The following is a 15100-nucleotide window of genomic DNA, read 5'->3' as shown; positions in this document are numbered from 1 at the left end:
TTCCCTTTCGGGAATCGCGCTGTGCCTACAGCATTCCCTTTCGGGAATCGCGCCAGGGCACATCACGGTCGAGCCGGGGTTCGCCCGGGAGGCCGAGCACCCGCTCGCCCAGGATGTTGCGCTGGATCTCGTCCGTGCCGCCACGGATCGACATTGATGGTGCCGTCACCGTCTCGATGTAGCCGTGACCGTCTTCGAGCATGCCGTGAGTGCCTGCAGCTCGGTTGGCGGTATACGCCCGGCCCTTGTAGGACTCCACTGTGCGCAGCTTTGCCCCGCTGCCCGCTGGGCCGGGACTGCCGCCGGAGCGAGCCTCGTCGGCCGCGCGCTGGCTCGTCCAGCGTGACGCCATGTCGGCGGCATGAATCTGCATCGCCTCGTTGCGCAGGGCTGGCGCACTCAACGCATCCAGCCGTTCCAGGTCTGCGAGCCAGGTCGGAAGCCGTGCTCCGCGCCGGGAGCCATCACCGCCACCCCGGCTGCCCGCGCCCGCCCGCTCGTGGGCCAGTACGGTCATCGCAACTCGCCAGCCTTCACCGATGTCGCCAATGCGCCACTCGTCGGGCATCACGGCTCCGTCGACGAACACCTCGCTGAAGTGGGCGTCGTTGTTCATCTGCCGCAGTGGTCGCACCTCGACGCCAGGAGCGTCCATGGCCACCACGAACATCGTGAGGCCCTTGTGCTTGGGCTGTGACGGGTCGGTGCGGGCCAGGCAGATGGCCCACTGCGCCCACATGGCACGGCTGGTCCAGGTCTTCTGGCCGCCCAGTCGCCACTCCTCGCCGTCGGGTTGGGCGCTCAGCGCCACGTTGGCGAGATCAGACCCCGCTTCAGGCTCGGAGAACATCTGGCACCAGATCTCGGCGCCCGATGCGATCGGCCGCAACCAGCGATCCTGCTGTTCCGCTGTTCCGTGTGCCAGCAGGGCGGGGCCCATCATCCCCAGCCCGATCGCGAAGGGGTAGAGGTCCGGCACCACGTACTCACGCAGTACTGAGCCGATGAGATGGTTCTCAGCCGGCGATGCGTCGCGCCCTCCGTGTCCGGCTGGCCACGTCGGCACGTGCCAGCCCCCGTCAACGGTCGCCGCCAGGTACGCCCTGCCGTCGTCGAGGTCGTCGCTGCCGGCGCCCATCGAGGTCAGGCGGGTCTCGTCGGTCCTGCGTTCGAGGAGCGCGTCGAGGGCGTCGCGCACGTCGGGCGCCCCGAGCACGGCGTCGCCCATCAGCTGCGCGTGAAGTTCGGGGTGCGGCGTTCATTCATGGCGTTCACGCCCTCGCTCCAGTCATTGGTGGTGCGCAGGCGGTCTTGCTCGGCCTTCTCGTTGTCGGTCGCCGCCTTGATGGCATCGGGCAGGTGACCGCGCATCGTGTTGCGGATCGACTCGACGGCCAGCGGTGCGGAGCCGGCGATCTCCGCTGCCAGCTCATAAGCAGCGGTCCGCAGCTCGTCGAGCGGTACCAGCTTGTCGGCCAGACCGATCTCGACGGCCTCGTCGCCCTTGACGCGTCGGCCGGTGTACAGCAGCTCCAGTGCACGCTGCTGGCCGACCAACAGGGGGAGCGTCACGGTCAGCCCGAAGCCGTGATGGAAGCCCAGCCGAGCGAAATTCGCGGTGAAGCGGGCTTCGGGTGCAGCAACCCGGAAATCCGGGAAGCAGGCCACGCCGAGGCCGCCGCCGACCGCTGCGCCTTGGATCGCCGCCACGACAGGCTTGCGTTTCGAGAACAGGTCGAACGCTGCGTCGTACAGGTGGCGTGGGCTGCCGTCTTCATTGGTTGCCGTGATCTCGCCGCCTCGGCGGCCGTCGGAGCCGAATTGTGCCCCGGCGCAGAAGTTCTTCCCCTCTGCGCACAGCAAGCTGGCCCGGCAGCCGTCCTCGGCATCGAGATCGCCGAACGCGGCAACCAGCCCGTCGATCAGTTCCAGGTCGAAGAAGTTGTGCGGCGGCCGGTGGATTTCCACGATCGCCACGTGGTCGTCGCTCAGCTTGACCGAGATGTCCCCGTACTGGCCGAATTCGTCGAATGCGCTGTCATCCATGCGGCGAGCGTAGATGCGCCCGCCCCCGAGCGCTTGGCTCAGGCCAGGGCGGCGCTGCCGTCCGTGATGAGGTGGTAGAGGCCGTCGGCGCCGGCGCCGACGGCCATGTTGCCAAGCACCGCCGACCAGTGGGCGTCGGAGCCGTATTCCTTGCGCCAGCTCCACAGGCGACGGCTGTAGTGGTGCAGCGGGTACTCCTGGGTCATACCCATGGCGCCATGGGCCTGGTGGCAGGCTTTCGTCGCCCGAGCGGCGGCTTGATTGGCGATGAGCTTCGCTGCCGCAATCTCGAAGTCGGCACCTCCGCGGGTGGCTTCCCGGGCGGCGCACTCGGCTGCCATGCGCACCAGCGCTGCATCCTGCGCAGCCCACACCAAGTGCTGCTGGACGGCCTGGAAGCGGGCCACTGGGCGGCCGAACTGGACACGGTCGTTGGTGTAGGTCACCGTCAGCTGGCACATCTTCTCGATGGCGCCGGCCATGAGAGCGACCCGCGACAGGGCGCCCCGCTGGGCGAGCGAATCGGCGTCGACGCCGTCGGGCGCGGGGGCTGCGCGGCCAGCCGCGCCGTTGAGCCGGACAGTGTCGCGTGGCTCTCCGGCCATGTTCGGAAGCGGTGTGATCTCGCAATGAGCCGCCGGGAGCGCCACCACGACGGGTTGCCCGTCGCACTCGCACACGCAGACGATGACCTCTGCGCTGCGTGCCCAAGGCACCCGCAGCGCTTCACCGGTCACCGTTGCACTGCCATCTCCGGCAACATCGACCGAGCAGGCGCCACCACCGCTCCAACCGCCATCGGCGGCGCGCGGCGGTATGACCGTGACGAGTCCGTCGGGCCGGTCCAGCCCTGCCGACGCCAGCAGCCAGCCGCCGAGGATGCCATTCTCGGCCGCCGGGATGGGCGCCGCGTGGTAGCCCACCATCCGAAGCACCTCGGCAGCGTCGGCCAGCGTGCCGCCCGATCCGCCGGCGTCCTCGTCGATGGCGATCAGGTCGAATCCGGTCTCGCAGAACGCGTCCCAGATCTCAGGCGCAGCGCCGTTGTCCTCGGCAGCCTGTACCGCCTCATGTGTGCACAGCTCGTTGAAGAGCCGGTGTGCGGTCTCGGTGACCAACTCGTCAACCACGACCGGCTCACCTGGAGCACGCGCCGTCATGCCGGCAGGCTGTGTCGATGGGGCCGCCGTCATGCCGGCAGGCTGTGTCGATGAGGCCGCCGTCATGTCGGCAGGCTGTGTCGATGGGGCCGCCGTCATGTCGGCAGCCCTTGGAGGCCCTTGGAGGCGACCGAGCGCAGGATCTCGATGGTTCCGCCCCGGATCGTGTTGCCCGGGAAGGTCACCACGCATTGAGCCAGCATTCGCTCGAACAGCGACTCCGACTCTGGTGAGTATTCCTCGTCGATGAGCTGCACGAGCTTCTCGACGACCTCCTGCTCGTAGCGGGTGCCCATCTCCTTCACCAGCGCGGACTCGACCGACGGGGCCTCGCCCTCGTCGATCAGCCGCGCCACCGACAGCGACAGGTTCCGGATGCTCCACCAGCGGGCCGCCAGCTCGCCGAACAGATCCGACACGGTGTCTTCCATCGGCGTGCCTGCCGTTTCGCGCAGCAGCTGTTCCACCGTTGAGAACGGCGACAGCCAGCGGTCGGGGCCGCCGCGCTCGTAGGCCATCTCGGTGGTGTTCTGATGCCAGCCCATTCCGGGATCGCCGACGACGTTGGCGTCGGGCACATACACGTCGTGGAAGGTGACCTCGTTGAAGTGATGACTCCCGTCAAGGAATGGGATCGGGCTGATCTCGAGGCCCGGCGAGCGCAGGTCGATCAGGAACTGCGAAAGCCCGGCGTGCTTGTTGCCGTCCTCCATCGGCGAAGTCCGCAGCAGGCAGATGAACCAGTCATTCATGTGCGCATTGGACGTCCAGATCTTCGTGCCGTTGACGATCCAGCCGTCGTCGGCGCGCTCGGCCCGGGTCGACACTGATGCCAGGTCCGAGCCGCTGTCGGGCTCGCTCATGCCGATGGAGAAGCCCAGCTCGCCCCGGCAGATCGGCGGCAGAAATCGCTCGCGCTGCTCGTCGGTGCCGAACTTCAGGATCACGTTGCCGGTCTGGCGGTCGCCCACCCAGTGATGCCCCAACGGCGCGCCCCACCGCAGCATCTCTTCCACCACGATGAAGCGCTGCACGGCGGTGCGGTCCGAGCCGCCCCAGCGTGACGGCAACGCCATGCCCACCCAGCCCCGGGCGGCCATCTTGGCCGAGAACTCGCGGTCGTGGTCCGCAGCCATTCCCAGGCAGGGTTCGTGGGAGCCCGGCGGCAGTTCGGCTGCCAGGAACTCGCGCACCTCGGCCTGGAGGCCGAGTTCGGGGCCGGTCAGTTCCGTCGGAGTGAATCGCATCTGGAGCCTTGTGTGGTGGACGGCCGTCTAGGCCAAGGCGAAGCCCTGGTAACCGTCGGCCGCCGCAGCATCGCAGATCTCAACGTAGGGCGGGAAGCCGACGAGGGGCATGAACACCCGTGTCTTGCCCGGGATATTGGATCCCAGATACCACGAGTTACACGTCGGGTACAGCGTCATGTCGGCGACGGCGTTGACGTGGTCGACCCATTTCGCCTCGGCTTCCGGCTGCGCCTCGATGGTCTCGATGCCGTACTCGCGCAGGTGGCCGAGGCATTCCGCAATCCAGTTCACGTGCTGTTCGATCGACGCGATCATGTTGGTCAGCACCGAGGGGCTGCCCGGACCCGACACGGTGAACAGGTTCGGAAAGCCGGCCACGCCGAGCCCGAGGTAGGTGCGAGGACCGGCATCCCAATGTTCGGCCAGCCGGATGCCGCCGCGCCCAGTGACGTTCATGCGCAGCAGTGTCCCGGTCATGGCGTCGAAGCCGGTCGCGAACACGATCGCGTCGACGGCGTACTCCTGTCCGTCGACGACAACGCCGGAGGGGGAGATGCGCTCGATCGGCGACTCTGATACGTCTACGAGACGTACTTGGGGCAGGTTGTAGGTCTCGAAGTAGCTCGTGTCCAGGCACGGTCGCTTGCAGGCGATGGTGTTGTGCGGAGTGAGCTTCGCCGCGACTTCGGGATCGTGGACGGCGTCGGCGATCTTGGCGCGCACGAATTCAGCGATGCGCTGGTTCGATTCAGGATCGAGTGCGGTGTCGCCGTAGGCCCCATAGAACGTGAAGCCGCCCACCTCCCAGTGGTGCTCAAGCCGTTCGACGAACTCGTCAGGATCTGCGTCTTTGGCGAGATCATCCGAGCGGGGCAGGCGGGTGAGGAAGGCCGGCATCTCCTTGAGCGCCTTGGCGCGCAGATCGGAGTAGTTCGCCTTCCACTGGTCTTGCTCGTGGGGGTCAAGCGGCTCGTTGCGAGCTGGGATCGAGTAATTCGGCGTTCGCTGGAACACCGTCAGCTCCTCGCACTCCTGTGCGATCACCGGGATCGCCTGCACTGCGGACGAGCCCGTGCCGATCACTGCAACCGACTTGCCTGCTAAGTCCACGCCCTCATGCGGCCAGCGGCCCGTGTGATACGTGTCGCCCTCGAACGAATCGATCCCATCAAATCGGGGCGTGTTCGCCGTCGAAAGACAGCCGGTCGCCATGACCACGAAACGCGTCCGGTACTCGCCGCGGTCGGTCTGCAGCCTCCAGTGGCGGGCCTTGTCGTCCCAGTCGACGCGTTCGACGGTGGTCTCGAAGCGGATGTCGCGGCGTAGGTCGTAGCGGTCCGCGACATGGTTGGCGTAGCGCAGGATCTCCGGCTGGGACGAGTAGCGCTCGGTCCACTCCCATTCCTGTTCAAGTTCAGGATCGAACGAGTACGAGTACTGCATTGACTCGACATCGCAGCGAGCGCCGGGGTAGCGGTTCCAGTACCACGTGCCGCCCACGTCGTCGGCTCGTTCGAGCACGACGGTGTCGAAACCGAGCCAGCGCAGCTTGTGGAGCATGTACATGCCGGCGAACCCGGCACCCACGACAACCACTTCGTTGACGTACGACTTGTGGCCGTTCGAGCTGGCCCCATCCCCGCTGCTCATGGCCGGTCAGACTACCGAGGGCAGCTGAGCGCAGCCTGTGGCGGGCCGCTGTGGCACGCTCCGGGGGATGGGTGAACCCTGCGATCTCACCGCGACCCAGGCACGGCGGTTGATGGCAGCCGCCGAGCTGTCAGCCGTCGAACTGCTGGAGTCGTGTCTTGCACGGGCCGATGCGACCAACGAGGCGGTGAATGCGCTCGTCAACCGCGATGACGATGCAGCGCGAGCAACGGCTCGTGCAATCGACGACGCCCGCGCCCGCGGCGACGAATTGGGGCCGCTGGCGGGCCTGCCGGTGGCGATCAAGGACATCCAGGCCACCGCAGGTTTGACCACGACCTTTGGCGCTGTGCCTTTCGCAGACAATGTGCCAATCGCCGACGACGGCATCGTGGCGCGGGTCCGGGCCGCCGACGCCGTCATCATCGGCAAGACGAACACGCCTGAGCTCAGCATCGGCGCGAACACCGTGAACCGGCTCTTCGGCGCCACCGGCAATCCGTTCGATCCCTCACGGACCTGTGGGGGCAGCTCGGGCGGTTCCGCTGTCGCGCTGTCGTGCGGGATGGCGCCGTTGGCTACCGGATCTGACCATGGCGGCAGCCTGCGCATCCCGGCCTCGTACTGCGGTGTGGCCGCTCATCGCTCCACGCCTGGCACGGTTGCACACGACGAGCGCACGATTGGGCGTACCAACTACAGCGTGCAGGGTCCGATGGCCCGCTCCGTCGCTGATGTGGCGTTGTTGCTGTCGGTGGTAGCGGGCCGCGACCGTGCGGCACGCCGTGATCCCATGGCGTTCCCGTTGGACGCTGGGGCGTTCGCAGACCTCCCTGTGGTCGATGTGGCATCGCTGCGTGTGGGCGTCAGCGCCGACTTGGGTGGCCTGCTGGTCTCTCAGGCTGTCCGTTCCGTGTTCGCCGACCGTGTCGAGCGGCTGAGCGGCATCGTCGGCTCGGTGTCAGAGGCCGCCCTCGACCTCAGCGATGCGCTCGAAGTGGACTGGCAGCTCCGGTCGGACATCTTCGCCACCAACTACCACCGCAGCATCCACCGTTTCGATCCCGACGCCGCCGGGCCCGACGGCGGCTTCAACCCCAACATCCGCGCCACTTACGACGAGGCCCTGCGTACGACGGTGCTGGACATCGCAAAGGCGCGGAGGCGGCAGGTAGAGCTGTACCGGGCCACTGACGCGTTGTTCGACACCCTTGACGTGCTGATCTGCCCCGGCGTGAGCGTGCCGCCCTTTGACTGGCACCAGCTGTATCCCGCTGAGATCGACGGGCGACCTGTTCGCAACTACATGGCATGGCTGGGACTGTCGGCGGCCCTCACCGTGGTCGGCCATCCCACCACAGCCTTGCCCTGCGGACTCGACGGCCAGGGCACGCCGTTCGGACTGCAGCTTGTGGGTCCGAGCTACAGCGACCGGCAGTTGCTCGGGATTGCCGCGGCCATTGAGGCTGCGTTCGCTGACGATCTGGTCACCGCACGGCCTGTGCCCGATGTGGACTGGCTTGGCACGGTGCAGACAGCGTGCAGGACCGAGGGACGTCTCGTTCACATATCTGCTCCGCCTCAGTAGCTGGGCTCTCAGCTTGTTGCCGGGGCGCTTCAGTGCTGTGAGGGGCGGCCGGCGGCGGTGACGCTCAGGGTTGCCTCCACGAAGAGTTCGCGGCCGTTGCTGGGGGCGGTGCGCGTTTCCCAGCTGACGGTGAGCTCTACGTCGTGAGCGCCGGCTGCGGCGGCCTCGGCTTGGGCGGCTTCGGTTGCTTGGGTCGTCGCCCACTCGCGGGCTTCGTCGAGGTTGTGCCACACCGGCGGATCGTCGCCCCAATGTGCCCGGTAGCTGCCGCGACGGGGCGCGGTCACGGTGATCTGTTTCGTGATGCGGACCCGGGCCACAGCTGCACCGACTGCATTGGCCACTTCGGCATGCGCTGGAACCACAGCAGTGGTGCCGAGCAGTGCCGCAACAAGCGGGGCATAGGTGGGGGCTGGTGCTCCGATGGCAACGATTGGCGATGCGACACCTGCGCCGAGGTGGGCGAGCGGTGTTGGATCAGCCGGAATCGATGCCACATCGCCTGCGACCGGCACGCCCGGCTGCTCGCTGGGCTCGAGCAAGCCCCACAGCGGGTTGGCTGAGCGATCACCGTGAGTGCTGCCGGTTTCGCTGGCGGTAGTTCGCCCGAGGTCGCGATGCCGGCGGTCGAGAGCTGCTTGCGCAAGCGGTCGCCTGGTTTCGCCAGGGGCAATGCCGTCCGCACCGAGCGCGACGCTGAGCAGCGCTTCAGCGGCGCCTCGCAGCGCGGAGCGCATCACGCGTCGGGACAGGTCGGCGGCGCCGGTACCGACGTTGACGCCGTAGCGGTCGCGCTGGCGGCTGAACAGCTCTGCTCCTGCGTGGGCCGCGGCCGCATCGCCCACCGATTCGGCATCGACCAACCCGAGTACGACGCAGGCGTCAGTCGGCGTCAATGCAGCGCGTCGCACCATGCCGCGGCGCTCAAGCCTTCCCACGGCACTGCGCCAGCGGGCCGACCGTTTCAGGTCCTCCAAGGGCAGCGCGCCGCCGGCGCTATCGACGAGCCGCAGCACCTCGTTCTCGAGACCGTCGAGGTGCTCAGTCGACGCAGGGATCGCGGCCCGCAACAGCACCTCCCCGAACTCTGCAAGGGGACGTTTGGCCTCAAGCTGACGTTGCAGTATCGGCAGCACTGCGTCGGGGTGCCGTCGCGCTGCCACACACAGCGGCACCACTCTGCGAGGACCAACGGCCAGTTCGCCGAGGACTCCGTCGGGAGGAATGCTGATCTCGCTGTCGCCGCCAAGGCCCACGGTCATCGTCGGGAGTGCCGTGACCATCGTGGCGTGACCGCCGACCGTTGCAGTGGCGCTGTCGCTGCCGCCGTCAGCAGGGACGACCGCGCCGTTGCGGATCGCTGCGATGTCAGTCGTCGTGCCGCCGATGTCGACGACAAGGCAGCCCGCGTCGAGTGCATCTGCATCCGTCGCAGACGATGCGGCGAGGTGGCGGGCACCGATCACGCTGGCCGCAGGCCCCGACAACACCGTCTCGATCGGCCGCTGTGCCACGAACTCGGCCGAGACGAGCGAGCCATCGCCCCGAACGATCATCAGCCGTGCGTCGAGCCCGAGTGATCCCATGGCGGCACGGATTGCTTCGGTGAAGCGGGCAGTCACCGAGATGAGTTGCGCGTTGAGGAGGGTCGTGACCGCTCGTCGTGGACCGCCCAGCCGCGGCGACAGCTCGTGGCTGCAGGTCACAGGCTTGCCGGTGCGCTCGCGGATCGCGTCCCGTGCGGAGAGTTCGTGTGCGGCATTGCGGACGCTGAACTGCGCTGCGACGGCATATGCCTCGACAGAAGCGTCGATTCGGTCGATGGCTCGTGTGAGCTCGCCGAGGTCGAGCGGGTCGCGCTCGTCACCGTGGGCGCTGTGCCCGCCTCCCACGATCACGACCGGCGCTGTCGCGAGGTTGCTAGTCGGCCGATCGCGTCCGCCCTCGGCGGGAGAGGTGTCTGCTCGTGAATTCAGATCCTCGCTCGTGCCGGTTGCAGTGCCGGGGCGCAGTCCGACGCGAGTCAGCGCTTCGGGCTCGAACCCGATGGCCACTAGGCCGGCAGGTCGTCCAGCGCCCTCGACCAATGCGTTGGTCGCCAGCGTCGTCGAGACCGCCACAAGTCCGATGTCGCTTGCGCTGACGTGGCTGCTGCTGAGCACATTCGTCATCGCCGCCACGACGCAGCCGTACAGGTCCTCATGGCTGGTCGGCGTCTTGGCTGCCGCGACCACCCGATCCGTGTTGTGGTCATAGACGACCGCGTCGGTAAACGTGCCGCCGGTGTCAACGCCCATACAGAAGCGGCCTGGCGGCGTTCGGAGCGGCTCTGTCACCGCCGCAAGTGTGCCAGCGCGAACCCTTCGGGAGTGCTGACCGCCCGGCCGAGTGGACTCGGGCGCCCGCGTCGGTGAGACTGCATGCACGGCGCCCGTTGCTTTCGCTGCGGTGCAACGATGGCCGCCGGCTGAACCCGAATGCAGCGCCGCAAGGAGGAACCGATGGGCGTCAAGTCAGTCAACGAGATGGTCGCGGAGGCCAAGACCCGTATCGACAACATCTCGCCGGCGGAGGCGCACCGACGGGTCACCGAGCAGGGAGCGCTGATCGTGGACATCCGTGACGTGCGCGAACTGCAGCGTGATGGCGCCATTCCGGGCTCGATGCACACGCCCCGAGGCATGCTCGAGTTCTGGGTCTCGCCCGATTCGCCCTACACCAAAGAGGTCTTCACCGAGGATCGCGAGTTCATCCTGTGTTGCGCCGGAGGCGCCCGCTCGGCCCTGTCCGCTGACACGATGGGGGACATGGGCGTTGCCCGGGTCAGCCATGTGGTGACCGGCTTCGGCGGCTGGCGTGCCGACGGCATGCCGGTGACCGACTACGACACGTTCAGGTCGCAGCGCTGAGCTCGGCACACAACCGAGCCCGTTGAACAGTCCCAGTACGACACTGTGACCGAGTCAACCGCGTCCAGCGCCGTCGCGCCCGCCCCCACCGACGCCGGCCCGCCCAAGCAGATCCTCGGCTACTGCGAGCCATGGACATTGCGCGCCGGCGAGAGCATCCACCTGTTGGCATCCACTCACCAGCCAGGCCCGGCTGTGGTCGATGTCACCAAGATCGTCTGTGGTGATCCGACCCGCTACGGCCCAGGCTTTGACGAGCGTCCCGTCGATGCGATCGACAACTGGTCGGTTGAGCTCGACGAGCAGCCGCTCACCCCTGGCTCGTACGGGGTCGCTTCTGTGGATGGCGTGCCGAGCGCGCCGCGCCTTGGACTACGGGTCTGGGTGATGCCAACCCTGCTCGATCGGCCGGCGCGCATCGCGACGCTGACCGCACGCTCGTCTGCCGCGCCGAGGGACTCATCGGAGTTCGAGGTATTGCGGCTCGACCTCGTGGACGGGCGCGCCGTCGCATCAACTTCGGCGGCTGGCACCGAGACGCGAGTGACGGTTGACGAGCTTCCGTTGACCCGCAACCGGTGGTACCTGCTCGACGTCGAGCTCGATAATGAAGCTGGAACGCTGAGCGCGGCCTTGGTCACGGCGCGCTCCGAATCGCCAGGGCGCGATGCCGTCGAGGCAGGCCGGCTGAGTGACATGACGTTCGTGGACCTGGAAGCCGAACTCGACGCATCTCCGGGCGAGGACCGTGTCCGGCACGGGGTCCGAGTCGCGTCCGTGCTGGGAGCGCCAGTCGGCGCAGCTGCGCTGGCTCCGGTCGAATTGTGGCTGGGCGCGGGTCCCGGAGGCGAACGGTTCGACGGCCGCATCGCACGGCCGATCCTGCGGTCCGGTGATTTCTCGGCATCGTGGGATCTGGCCGCCGACATGGCGGGGCGCCGAGTTCCCGCGAGCAACCCGAACTGTGGGCCAGTCGTGCTGCACCAGCTGCCGACGCGAGCCATCACGGGGCCGGCATGGGACGGTTCGGCGCACCGCTGGATCGACAACCCGGCGCACTTCGACGCAGTGCACTTCCACCACGACGATCTCTACGACGCCGGGTGGGAGACCACGGTCGAGGCGACGCTGCCTGACGACCTGCCGAGCGGGATCTACGCCTTCCGGGTGCGCAGTTCCGCCGGTGAGGACCGGGTGCCGTTCTTCGTCCGGCCCGCCCCAGGTGCCCCGACCGCTGATGTGGCTCTGCTCATGCCGACGGCTACCTACATGGCCTACGCCAACCACCGGATGTTGTTCGAGGGCGCCGATTTCATCCCGACCAAGACACGCCTGCGGCCTGAGCATGCGTACATCCGCGACCATCCCCAACTGGGACGCAGCCACTACGAGAAGCACCCTGATCGAAGCGGCGTGATGTTCAACTCGCGCCTGCGGCCAGTGCTGAACCTCCGCCCCGGCGCCGACGGCTGGAACTTCACTCCGGACACCGACATCAACGCCTTCCTCGAACATCTTGAAGTCGATCACGACATCGTGACCGACGAGGACCTGCATCACGAGGGCATTGCCGCCATCGCGCCCTATCGCGTGCTGGTCACCGGCAGCCACCCCGAATACTGGTCAACCGCCATGCTGGATGCGCTCGCGGACTGGCAGCGCGAAGGCGGCCGGCTCATGTACCTGGGAGGCAATGGCTTCTATTGGCGGGTGGCATTCAGTGACGACTGGCCGGGTGCCATCGAGCTGCGCCGGGCAGAGGACGGCGTGCGGAATTGGCAGACCGGCCCGGGCGAGAGCTACCACGCCTGGGGTGGTGAGTACGGGGGGCTGTGGCGCCGGCAAGGCCGGGCGCCCAACGAGATCTGCGGCATCGGGTTCGCCGCCCAGGGCTTCGAGAAGGCCACGTATTTCGTGCGCGATCCGGGTGCGGACAGCTCGCGGGCCTCGTGGGTCCTCGAAGGGGTGCCCGGCGAGCGCATCGGCACGTCAGGACTCGGCGGCGGCGCAGCCGGCCAGGAGGTCGACCGCTACGACGTTCGCCTCGGATCGCCCGACCATGCTGTGGTGCTGGCTTCGGCAACCACCTTCGGGCCCGACATGCTGCGCACAAAGGAAGAGTTCGAAGGCTCGATCTCCTTCCCTACGCCCGATCCGTACGTGCGTGCGGACATGGTGTTCTACGAGACGCCCAACGGCGGAGCGGTGTTCTCGGTGGGTTCGATCTCGTGGTTCGGCGCGCTGGCCCGCGACGGTTTGGACAACGACATCGCGCGCATCACGGCCAACGTGGTGCGACGGTTCGCAGACCCCGAGCCGTTCCCGCTGCCAGGCGTTGACTGAAGTTTCTCGCTGTGCCGCTTGGGGCGGTCAGGTCCTCGTGTGTGTGGGCCTGTTTGCCGCTCAGTCGTCTTTGCGGACTTGCCCCAGCAGCTCGCTGACTCGGTTCGCGGCAGGCGTGTAGTCGGGATCGACCTCGGGGCCTGGCACGAACTCGGGAATCTCGGCGCGTTCGGGACCTGACGGAGCAGCGGTGCGAGCTAGCCGGGCAGCCGCAGTTGCGGCGGCGGGCTCTGGTGGAGCCTCGGCGGCCGGTGCGGGAGCTGGCTCGGCGGCGGCCGGTTCCGAGGCTGCAGTCGCGGGACTCTGCGGAGCGGGGACGCCGGTTTCAGCACGTGCCGACTTGGAACGGGAGAGCAGAGCCGCCAAGCGGGGATCGCCGGCTTCGTCGCTCCCGGAGGTCTCCGCAGGGGCTTCGGCAGCGGGTGCTGGTTCGGGGGCAGTCTCTGTGGCCGGTGCTTCTGCGCTTGCAGCGGGCAGTCCGCGCGATTCGGCGGCGGCGGCACGGGCCTCGGCAATCCGGGCGCGTTCGGTTGCTGCTTCGATCTCTGCACGCGCCCGCTTGGCGAGGAACTGTGACCATTCGCCCTCGGGCACGAGCTTGCTGTGCGCAACAGATATGGCCTCGACGTCATTGTCGAAGCGCACGCGGTAACGCTTGATGGCGAAGCCGATACCGCGTCCGCATTTGCCTGCAGTGCCTTCGGGGACGCCCGAGATGTCCTCGGTCACTACTACCCGAGTACCGCGCTTGTACTCGATCATGACCCGGTTCCGCTGACACTCGCGTTCATCGTTGCGGGAGCGTACCGGCGAACGGTGCGAGCATCACGGGACGTCACGATTGACGCAGCGGGCGTCTCGGTGCGAGCTGCGCAGGCAGGGCCGTAATGTCGCCAGGACATTGGCATTTCCCGAGCGACATCGACTGTGGGGCCGTCTCACGGTCCGGGTGCCAGGCGACGGGTGAGACGGAGGTCAAGGCGTGAGCGAACGAACGGCGTTGGTGGTCGGCGGCACCGGTCCCACCGGACCGCACGTGGTGAAGGGCTTGCTCGAACGTGACTACCGGGTCACGATCTTGCACACGGGTCGTCACGAGGTCGACGAGATCACCGACCTTGTCGAGCACATCCATACCGACCCGTTCGACGCCGATCAATTCGCCGGCGCACTGGGTGCAGCGGAGTACGACTTGGCCGCGGTCATGTACGGGCGATTGCGGGAGATCGCCAAGGTGCTGGCGGGGCGCGTGAGCAAGTTCGTCAGCGTCGGCGGGTTCCCCGTGTACTCGGGCTGGGGCGATGCCGATGCGCTCTGGCCTGCCGGGATGCGCGCGCCCACCCGCGAGCATGATCGGCTGGTTTCCGACGAGCCGCCTGAGTTCCGCGTGAATCGCAAGGTCCGCCAGATCGCCGTGACCGAGCAGGTCGTGTTCGCGCAGCATCCCACCGCCTCGCACCTGCGGTACCCCTGGATCTACGGGCCCGGACAGATCAGCCCGCGCGAGTGGAAGATCGTGCGGCGCGTTCTCGACGGGCGGGAGCACATCGTGCTGCCCGATGGCGGCACGACCCTGCAAGGACAGGCGCACGCGCGCAATGCCGCAGCGATGCTGTTAGCCACCGTTGACGGCGGAGCGCGTTCGGCTGACGAGGCGTACAACGTTGCCGACGAATGGACGCCCACGCTCATCCAATGGGTGGAGATTCTCGCTGCCGCGCTGGATCACACCTTTGAGATCGTGTCGATTCCCTGGGAATATGCAGCCGTCGGCCATCATCTGACGTTGCGCAGCACCCCGCATCATCGGATGATCGGGTGCGACAAGGCGATGTATCAGCTCGGCTACCGCGACGTCATCGACCCAGTCGAGGGTCTCGCTGAGACTGCGCGCTGGTTGTCCGACGAGGCCAACCACCCTGCGCCGGGCAGTGCCATGGAACGTTCGATCGGCGATCGATTCGACTACGGGGCCGAAGACCAACTCATTGAGGCATGGCAGTCTGCGATGACCGATGCCGACATGGCGACCGTCGCCGCAGCTGCCGACCCCGGGTTCGTCGACCGCTATAGCGCCGCCTTCGACGATCGCCCCGGCGCCGACAAGGGGTGGACTTCCGTCAGCCGCTCCGGCTAGAAACGGCCTCCATGAGG

11 protein-coding genes are annotated in these 15100 nt (G+C 67.5%); 4 read left to right on the top strand and 7 right to left on the bottom strand.

From position 1 onward, the window contains the following. Nucleotides 1-25: 25 nt before the first annotated feature. From ACPXYO_RS17725 to ACPXYO_RS17705, 5 genes are all read right to left on the bottom strand, one after another. Entirely contained in the window at nucleotides 26-1228 is a 1203-nt protein-coding gene (locus ACPXYO_RS17725; protein WP_423923348.1) for an acyl-CoA dehydrogenase family protein, read from the bottom strand. Further along, nucleotides 1228-2046 (bottom strand): enoyl-CoA hydratase-related protein, encoded by an 819-nt coding sequence (locus tag ACPXYO_RS17720; RefSeq protein ID WP_423923346.1) that lies wholly within the window; start codon nucleotides 2044-2046, stop codon nucleotides 1228-1230. Before ACPXYO_RS17720 ends, ACPXYO_RS17725 begins: the two co-directional genes overlap by 1 nt. 38 nt (nucleotides 2047-2084) lie before the next feature. Continuing rightward, entirely contained in the window at nucleotides 2085-3206 is a 1122-nt protein-coding gene (locus ACPXYO_RS17715; protein ID WP_423923344.1) for an acyl-CoA dehydrogenase family protein, read from the bottom strand. Nucleotides 3207-3301: 95 nt separating this feature from the next. Beyond that, nucleotides 3302-4453 carry an acyl-CoA dehydrogenase family protein gene (locus ACPXYO_RS17710; protein ID WP_423923342.1) on the bottom strand — a complete coding sequence of 384 codons (1152 nt, stop codon included), beginning with the start codon at nucleotides 4451-4453 and terminating at the stop codon, nucleotides 3302-3304. A gap of 27 nt (nucleotides 4454-4480) precedes the next feature. Next, nucleotides 4481-6106: an NAD(P)-binding domain-containing protein gene (locus ACPXYO_RS17705; protein WP_423923340.1), complete on the bottom strand. Its 1626-nt coding sequence runs from the start codon at nucleotides 6104-6106 to the stop codon at nucleotides 4481-4483. Nucleotides 6107-6173: 67 nt separating this feature from the next. On the opposite strand from ACPXYO_RS17705, the gene ACPXYO_RS17700 reads away from it, so the two are divergent. Beyond that, nucleotides 6174-7694: an amidase gene (locus ACPXYO_RS17700; RefSeq protein WP_423923338.1), complete on the top strand. Its 1521-nt coding sequence runs from the start codon at nucleotides 6174-6176 to the stop codon at nucleotides 7692-7694. A 29-nt stretch (nucleotides 7695-7723) separates the two neighbouring features. Here ACPXYO_RS17700 and ACPXYO_RS17695 read toward each other — a convergent pair whose 3' ends face one another. Then, complete coding sequence (locus ACPXYO_RS17695; protein ID WP_423923336.1) at nucleotides 7724-10030, bottom strand: hydantoinase/oxoprolinase N-terminal domain-containing protein; 2307 nt, start codon at nucleotides 10028-10030, stop codon at nucleotides 7724-7726. A gap of 165 nt (nucleotides 10031-10195) precedes the next feature. On the opposite strand from ACPXYO_RS17695, the gene ACPXYO_RS17690 reads away from it, so the two are divergent. Continuing rightward, entirely contained in the window at nucleotides 10196-10603 is a 408-nt protein-coding gene (locus ACPXYO_RS17690; protein WP_423923334.1) for a rhodanese-like domain-containing protein, read from the top strand. A 45-nt stretch (nucleotides 10604-10648) separates the two neighbouring features. After that, nucleotides 10649-12946: a N,N-dimethylformamidase beta subunit family domain-containing protein gene (locus tag ACPXYO_RS17685; protein ID WP_423923332.1), complete on the top strand. Its 2298-nt coding sequence runs from the start codon at nucleotides 10649-10651 to the stop codon at nucleotides 12944-12946. A 60-nt stretch (nucleotides 12947-13006) separates the two neighbouring features. Here ACPXYO_RS17685 and ACPXYO_RS17680 read toward each other — a convergent pair whose 3' ends face one another. Continuing rightward, nucleotides 13007-13708, bottom strand: a complete 702-nt coding sequence (locus ACPXYO_RS17680; RefSeq protein WP_423923330.1) for a hypothetical protein — start codon at nucleotides 13706-13708, stop codon at nucleotides 13007-13009. A gap of 220 nt (nucleotides 13709-13928) precedes the next feature. Here ACPXYO_RS17680 and ACPXYO_RS17675 point away from each other — a divergent pair, with 220 nt between their 5' ends. Continuing rightward, on the top strand, nucleotides 13929-15083 hold the full coding sequence (locus ACPXYO_RS17675) for an NAD-dependent epimerase/dehydratase family protein (protein WP_423923328.1): 1155 nt from the start codon (nucleotides 13929-13931) through the stop codon (nucleotides 15081-15083). The last annotated feature ends 17 nt before the right edge of the window (nucleotides 15084-15100 follow it).

The sequence above is a fragment of the Candidatus Poriferisodalis sp. genome (genome assembly GCF_965237655.1).
Taxonomy (GTDB): Bacteria; Actinomycetota; Acidimicrobiia; order Acidimicrobiales; family Poriferisodalaceae; genus Poriferisodalis.
This window is presented reverse-complemented; position numbering and strand designations above follow the sequence as displayed.